Source organism: uncultured Bacteroides sp., assembly GCF_910585845.1.
Taxonomy (GTDB): Bacteria; Bacteroidota; Bacteroidia; order Bacteroidales; family Bacteroidaceae; genus Bacteroides.
Genome location: NZ_CAJUHF010000085.1, coordinates 1 through 7,755 on the forward strand (window position 1 = coordinate 1; position 7,755 = coordinate 7,755).

Below are 7,755 nucleotides of genomic sequence, written 5' to 3' on the forward strand. Positions count from 1 at the left end.
CGTCTAAACTGACGGGCTAATTCTTCGTATCCTTTGTTCTCGCTGAATAGTTACGTGAACCGCTTTTCGGAAGACCGCCATTTCGGGGGATATATTGCCGCATCGGGAGGCAGACGGAAAGCCCGTCCTCTGCTCGTTGATCGGAATCGGTAGGCAGGCCGAAGAGACGCTCCCTACTCATTGATCGCCCCGCAGCTTGGGCATCTCCCTTTCGCCTTGAGCTTCTGCCCGCAATGGCCGCAGCAGTAGCGGTAGTCGGTAAGCGCGGCGCGCATCTTCCGCAGGAAAACCCAGGCGAAGGCGGCAAGGAACACGTACCCCACGCCGACCTGCGTGGTCAGTATGAAGAAGAAATAGCAGAAGATGCAGCACACCGCCAACCCCAGCAGATAGAACAAGGCGACCGCCGCCGGCAACTGCCGGAACAAGTCGTCGAGCACCGCCAGCAGCACCACGATAAACAGCCAGATGCCCGTCAGAAACACCGACAGGACCAGTGGCACGCGCAGGGGCGAAAGCGTGGGATTGAAGTAGAAATGTTCCCACGTCTCGGGCACGAAGACCTGCATCGACTCGTACACCGTGGCGCAGAACGCCATCAGCAGGCAGAGCAGCAGCGGATAGACGCTGTCGATATCATCAAAGTATACCATCTTCAGCTGCTTGCGGCGGAACAGCCGGAGCAGCCATACGCCCGTGAACAGGGCGAAGACAATGACGAAATACGAAGCATGCGTGTTGCTGAACAGGTAGATGAACTGCGAGATGCTGTCCGTCGGCACGAAGGCGCGCTTCATCTCCCCCTCGCCGATCCATCCCTGCACCTCCTGCGTGTGGGCCAGTTTCACCCATACACTGTCCACGCTGTCCGCCGGATGGAGGGCGACTTCGGCCACGACCACCCGGTCGCCCCGCCGGAGCGTGTCGTAACAGTCCTTCACCGGAAGGCAGGCAATCACGACGGAGTCCGCCACCACCTCCAGGTTCGTGTTCAGCGTATAGTGGCGTGCGTAGAGGCAGGAGAGCGAATCGCGCGTCGCGGCACTCATCGTCTCCTCGTCGAGCCGCGGGCAAGCGTATCGGCAAGAGAAAAAAACGAGGCAGACGAACAGGAAAACACAGGCGAGTGCGCAGCGGCGCAGGGACAAAGAACCGCCCGTCCGGTGCCGCTGCGCACCCGATTCCGCTTTCCGACTATGTCTAATCTCCTGATTCTGCATGAACTTTCTTCTTATCTTGTACAGGTTTTCTTCTTGTCTCGTATGAGCTTTCTTCTTATCTTGTACAGGTTTTTCATCCTATCTTGTATGAGCTTTCTTCTTATCTTGTACAAGTTTTCATCCTATCTCGTACAAGTTTTCATTTTATCTTGTATAACTTCTTGCCCTATTCCGCATATACCTTCATTTGGCAATTTCCGCAATCGAACTCCAGGCGGAAGCGCCGCCCGTCGTTCCCCGACAGATAATAAGGTTCCCTGTAGGGCGACTTCCCCTTCTGACGGACAGGACACCACCCCATAGCGTAACGCAAGCAGTGCTTGCAGAACATCAGGGCGGCATGCGGGACGGGAGTTTTCTCGTAAGCCGGATCTACTGCCGCGACACCGTGTCCGGCATAGAAGGAAGCGGCATGCGCATTCATCACATTGCCCAGATAGGTCAGCTTCCCACCCTGTGCGGCGGGCAGGGGGAACGGATGGCACGTAGTCTTCCAGACAGCCACCTCCCGTCGGTAGTTGATGCGGCGCACCGCAAGCAGACGCTCCATCACCTGTCGGCGCCATTCGCTCACGACGGACGCCGGCAGAAACCAGTTGCCGGAAAAGTCGATCCCGATGGCTGCATCGGCCGCGCTGCGTGGCGTGCCTTCCCGCTCCTCAAGGGGGAGGGAGGCCTCGAAGGGGGTGTTCCCCAGTTTGCCGAGCTGCGTGCGCAGATTGTCGGCCTGCGGCGTGCGTGCCGTCTCCTTCGGATAGGCGAAGGCGAGCGTCACCCGGTTCCCGTCCTCATCCGTGGCGGTCAGGGCGAAACCCGTGGGCGTATCCCGCAGGAACAGAGAGACGGACATCTTCCGCTCGGAGGAACGGCGCGAAAGCATGCGCTCGAACTCCTGGTCGAAGTTGCGGTAGAGCACCGTGCGCGGGCGGACGCGGGGCATCTCCCCTGCCGGATAGAGCTTGTTGCCGTCCACGCGGTTGATGCGGAAGCCCTGCAGGCGACCCTGTTCGTCGAGGTAGCAGACGCCGTCGCCATTGTTGAACGACTTCAGTCCGGCCACCGTGAGGTAGTTGCCGCGCTGCTCCTTCAGGGTGCCCATCTCTTCGCCCAAGGACTTCGGGGTGTCGAAGGAGCAGATCTCCTCGCCACGCCCATGCAGGAAGTAGTGGGTGAATCCGCGGCTGAAACTCTTGTCCAGTTGCGGGCGGAAGGTGTAGCGGCAGGTGCCGGAAGAGGCGCGCACATACTCCTTGCGGCGGGCGAAGATGGCGTCCAACTTCTGCCGGTAGGCCGCCGTGACGTTCTTCACGTAGGAGACGTCCTTCAGGCGACCTTCTATCTTGAGCGATGCGGCTCCCGCGTCGAGCAGCTCTTCGAGCGCGTCGCTCTGGTTCAGGTCTTTCAAGGAGAGCAGGTATTTGTCGCGCACGATGACCTTCCCCTCCGCGTCCGTCAGGCTGAAAGGCAGGCGGCAGAACTGCGCGCACTCGCCGCGGTTGGCGCTGCGCCCGAAGCATGCCTGGCTGGCATAGCACTGCCCGCTATAGCTGACGCAGAGCGCGCCATGCACGAAGACCTCCAGCGGCACTTCCGGACATGCTTCGTGTATCCTCCGTATCTCCCCCGAAGAGAGCTCGCGCGCCAGCACCACCTGCCGGAAACCGGCCTCCGACAGGAAGCGTACGCGTTCGGGCGTGCGGTTGTCCATCTGTGTACTGGCATGCAGGGGGATGGGAGGCAGGTGCAGGCGGGTGATTCCCATGTCCTGCACGATGAGCGCGTCGACGCCGGCGCGATACAGGTCCCAGATCAGTGCTTCCGTCTCCTCGAGTTCCTCTTCCTTCAGTATGGTATTGACGGTGACGTATATCCGTGCGTTATACAAGTGGGCGTATGCCACCAGTGTGGCTATGTCTTCCAGCGAATTGCCCGCCGCCGCGCGTGCACCGAACCGCGGGGCTCCGATGTACACGGCATCCGCACCGTGGTTGATGGCTTCGATGCCGCATTCCAGGTTCTTGGCGGGCGCCAGAAGCTCTATTCTACGTTGTTTCATCATTCTGTTCAGCAATAAAATACACGGGCTGCACATTGGGAACAGGCAGTCGCGAGGGCATCGGTAGTGCCGCCTTCCGCCTGTCGGGCCAGCCCGGAGGTTCTTATTTTATATCGTTAATGTCGTACGGGGTCTCTTAGCTTATGCCCTTAATGCCGTACGAGGGGCCTTATCTGATATCGTTAATGTCATACGGAGGCTCTTATCTGATATCATTAATGTCATACGGCGTCTCCTGATAGACGAAGTAGTTCAGCCAGTTGGAGAACAGCAGGTTGGCGTGTGCACGCCAGCGCACCATGACGCCACGGTCCGGGTCGTTGTCCACGTAATAGTTGCGGGGCATCTCGATAGGAAGGCCCTTGCCCAGGTCGCGGCGGTATTCCGTGTCCAGCGTCAGGGGCGAATACTCCGAGTGGCCCGTCACGAAGAACTCGCGTCCGCCGCGCGCCATGACCAGGTGCACGCCTGCCTCGTCCGATTCGGAAAGCAAGGTCAGTTCGGGCACTTTCTGGATATCCTCCTTCCGCACCTCCGTGTGCCGGCTGTGGGGGACGTAGAACACGTCGTCGAAGCCGCGGAATATGGCATGCAGTGGTTGCAACGGGCGGTGCTCGAAGATGCCGAACATCTTCTTCTCCAGCGCGTGTTTAGGAATGCCATAATGGTGATAGAGGCCCGCCTGAGCCGCCCAGCATATATAAAGGGTGGAGGTGACGTGGGTGCGTGCCCAGTCGAATATCTCCATGATTTCGTCCCAGTATGTCACCTCCTCGAAGTCCATCTGCTCCACCGGCGCTCCGGTGACGATCATTCCGTCGTACTTCTCGCCTCGCATCTTCTCGAAGTCTGTGTAGAACGCCTGCATGTGTTCGATGGGTGTATTCTTCGAGGTGTGGCTCTTGATCTTCATGAACGCGATTTCCACCTGGAGCGGGGTGTTGGAGAGCAGGCGTACGAGGTCTGTCTCGGTGGTAATCTTCAGCGGCATCAGGTTCAGAACGACGATGCGCAAGGGGCGGATGTCCTGTTGCGTGGCGCGTGAATTGTCGATGACAAATATGTTCTCTTCTTTCAGCAACTCGATTGCCGGCAGCTTATCGGGTAGGTTTAGTGGCATAACTATTCAGATTATCTTGATTTTGACTGCAAAATTAGGCAAAATCAATAAGATTCCATATCGGTGGGGGGAAGAAAGTGGACTTGAAACGGTTTTAAAATATATCTGCTCCGCACTTTCTCTGTATCTTCTCTGTATTTTCTCCGTATTTTCTTTGTACCTTCTCCGTACTTTCTCCGTATTTTCTCTATGTGTATTTATGCATGGAGCAAGTATGGAAAAGGTATGGAGCTGATACGAAGTAGATACGAAACAGGTACAGAACTGATACGAAGTAGGTACGGAGCAGATACGAAACAGATACAGCAAATCATCAATCGTATAGTTCAGGAAGCTGGGAACAGGCACAGAACAGATACGAAACAGATATGGCCAGAGCAAAGTGAAGAACGGCTTCTTGTCGGAAGCGGAAACTGACGTCGCCGCTTCACATAAGCAAGAGATGTCAGATGCAGTCCGCCTCCACGTAGCCGTGCATCACGGCATAGATGGTCAGTCCTGCCACGGACTTGATACCCAGCTTTTCGGTGATGTTCTTGCGGTGGGAGATGACGGTCGTCAGGCTGATGTGCAGTTTGTCGGCTATCTCCTTGTTGATAAGTCCCTTGGTGACCAGTACCAGCACTTCTATCTCACGGGGAGAAAGGTCGTGCTCGGCATATTGGGTATTGGCAGGTTGATTGGTTACCGTTTGAGGATGGTCGTGCGGATGCCCCTCACGATGCCCGAACTGGTGCAGTTGCAGGATGCTCCTTATCAAGGATTTCTCGTCCTGATAGATGTTTAGTGTGGGTATGCCAACGAGTTGCGGCTGGTTGTCGCCGTTTGCCAGCACGATTGTCTTCGGCTTGCGTGGAAGGAAGAAGGCGGTGTGTCCGAAGTATATCTGTGCCGATACGAAGTAGTGGGCATACATGTCGGGCGTGTCATCCATCAGCCCTTCAAACGAACTGAACACGCGGATGACCGCCATTGGGATAATCTCTTCGAGCAGATTCTGTAATCCCAGGCACGAAAGGGTGTTGGAGTCTATGATGGCTATTTCGGGGGCTGTCATATCATTCCTTGATTTTTTGCAAATGTACGGATTATTTTTTAAGGAGCAGATCTTTATGACTGAAAAGCAACAGTTTCCCTTTTTTGATGTTTCTTGGTTCTCGAAGCAGAAAAGGTAAAATTCTACGTTAAGAACTGAATGATAATGTATTAAACAGAAAACCTCGGAAATAGTAACAATGGCAACAATGCAAGGAAATGAAGGGTAATGAAGGGGGACAGTTTTCAAATCATTACCCGATAATGAAGTAAGTTTCTTCTTTGTGTCGTCACGTTTCATCGTTCTACGTTAGTTTGCATATCAATGTATAACTCAATGATAACCAATTTTATAACAAAAAAAGATTATGCGAAGTACATTTAAGGTGCTGTTCTACGTGAACGGAAGCAAAGAGAAAAACGGTATTGTTCCCATTATGGAACGAGTAACAATCAACGGTTCTGTGGCTCAATTCAGTTGTAAGCAGAGCATCCACAAAGACCTGTGGGATGTGAAAAGCAACCGAGCAAAGGGCAAGAGCAAGGAATCAAGAGACATCAATTTGGCTTTAGATAATATCAAGGCTCAAATCATCAAACACTATCAACGCATTTCGGATAGAGAAGCATTCGTAACTGCCGAAATAGTACGTAATGCCTATCAAGGTATAGGAACGGAGTATGAAATCCTGCTCCGAGCATTCGACAAGGAGAACGAAGCCTTTGCCAAACGAGTTGGCAAGGATCGTTCTCTGAGTACATATCAAAAGTACCTCACTGTAAAGAAATATCTTGCCGAGTTTATCAAGGTACACTACAAACGGCAAAACCGCGTTCATCTGTCACTTTATAGTGAATGGCATCCATCCAGACTATTGGATAAACCGAATCTAACATACGGGATTTCCATGCCTTTATTTCAGGAAGTACACGGTCCGTTATGGCACTGATTGTATCGGCAGAAACACGATTACCAAGGTTTTCTTCCATCCAGTCACTGATTTCCCTTGTGCTGTTTCCCATTGCATAAAGACCTATTATACGGTCGGCGATTACCCAATTGCCGTTCTTCATCCGTAAGATGTGCGTCCATCTCACCTTCCAAGGCTGCATTTAAGATACTTTCCAATAAAGGAGCAAATGCACCGTCTTTACCTAACAAAGGCTTACCTGCTTTAAGTTGAGCGATTGCCTTCTTCTTGATACTCTCAAAATCAAATTCTTCTTTCATAAAAAAACTGTGGTAGCAAAGTTAATATTTTATTTCTTGTCTTTGCTGACACAGTTTAATTTACAGCCTTGGAAAATAGTATGGTTACATGTGAAATCCGAGTTAATAACACATTTCTTGTCACGGCTATGTGAAAGTCGAAAGTTATTACCTAAAATTAAATTAACGTGAATTCGATATAATTCAGAACAATGCAAGTTGTTTGTCTTTGACAAACTCTATATCAATGGAGGGTTTCTTCTCAAAAAAAGCAATATGCTGCGATTGCGGACAGGGCATTCGCAATGAAGTTGTTGAAAGAGCGGTGTCTTGAGTGTTCTATCTGTGCGATATTCTTCAGTTCATCATTGACCGTTTCAATCAAGGCGCGTTTCCTTAACAGGATTTTATCCGCAATGCTCATCAGGGAATTCTTCATTTTATTCTTTACTTTGGTTATCAATTGTATGCCACCGAAAAAAAGAGTGTCAAACAATGCCTGTCCGATATATCCCTTGTCGGCACATAGTTTTCCTTTTATATATTCTAAGAACCGTCCCTGTTTCAAAGGTTCCCGGTCATCCACATTTCCTGGAGTAAACATAAAATTAAGGATTTCGCCTTTATCATTGATTATCAAATGCAATTTGAAACCGAAAAACCATCCCATCGAACATTTCCCTCTCTCGGCGAGACCTTTGAATGTCTTATGAATCAATATGCGTTGGTTGCGACACACATGCAAGGGAGTGGAATCCATAAAACTGATTCCCGTGCAGATTCCTAAAAGTACCTGTTTGTAAAGATTGTCAGTGGGAGTAACACCTCCTTCTCCAATTCAACAAACCGATTATAAGACACACGTTGTGAAACAAATGGGGCAGATGCTTGCAGACATATTCCTGATAATAGTGTTTGAAGCATCGAAAACCGCCGGAATGAAACAGAATGAGAATGACTATAATTTCCGCATCACTCATACGGTTAGGCTTGTTTCGATGCTTATGAGATGTATACTTAAGCATCCGTTGGCGGAATTTAAATATGTATCCGGAAATTTTGGAGTGGCTAAAGTTCACGTTTGTGTCGCTAAACCTTAGCTTTGTCATGCTAA

At 51.5% G+C, this 7,755-nt stretch carries 4 protein-coding genes and 3 pseudogenes; 1 reads left to right on the top strand and 6 read right to left on the bottom strand.

All coding sequences use genetic code 11. The features are described from left to right. Nucleotides 1-173 precede the first annotated feature (173 nt). From QZ323_RS14195 to QZ323_RS14210, 4 genes are all read right to left on the bottom strand, one after another. A complete protein-coding gene (locus QZ323_RS14195) occupies nt 174-1,220 on the bottom strand; it encodes a hypothetical protein (RefSeq protein ID WP_294635353.1) in 1,047 nt (348 codons plus the stop codon). 166 nt (nt 1,221-1,386) lie between these two features. After that, nucleotides 1,387-3,279, bottom strand: a complete 1,893-nt coding sequence (locus QZ323_RS14200) for a U32 family peptidase (protein ID WP_294635354.1) — start codon at nt 3,277-3,279, stop codon at nt 1,387-1,389. Between the two features lie 199 nt (nt 3,280-3,478). Beyond that, nucleotides 3,479-4,396 (bottom strand): homoserine O-succinyltransferase, encoded by a 918-nt coding sequence (metA, locus tag QZ323_RS14205; RefSeq protein ID WP_294635355.1) that lies wholly within the window; start codon nt 4,394-4,396, stop codon nt 3,479-3,481. Nucleotides 4,397-4,841: 445 nt separating this feature from the next. After that, complete coding sequence (locus tag QZ323_RS14210; protein ID WP_294635356.1) at nt 4,842-5,453, bottom strand: response regulator transcription factor; 612 nt, start codon at nt 5,451-5,453, stop codon at nt 4,842-4,844. 346 nt (nt 5,454-5,799) lie between these two features. Here QZ323_RS14210 and QZ323_RS14215 point away from each other — a divergent pair. Next, nucleotides 5,800-6,261, top strand: a pseudogene (locus QZ323_RS14215) (Arm DNA-binding domain-containing protein); the annotation flags it as partial. Here the strand turns inward: QZ323_RS14215 and QZ323_RS14220 are convergent. Both QZ323_RS14220 and QZ323_RS14225 read right to left on the bottom strand, forming a co-directional pair. Beyond that, nucleotides 6,251-6,662: pseudogene (locus QZ323_RS14220) on the bottom strand (transposase); the annotation flags it as partial. The pseudogenes QZ323_RS14215 and QZ323_RS14220 overlap by 11 nt on opposite strands. Before the next feature lie 183 nt (nt 6,663-6,845). After that, nucleotides 6,846-7,666, bottom strand: a pseudogene (locus QZ323_RS14225) (IS982 family transposase). Between the last annotated feature and the right edge of the window lie 89 nt (nt 7,667-7,755).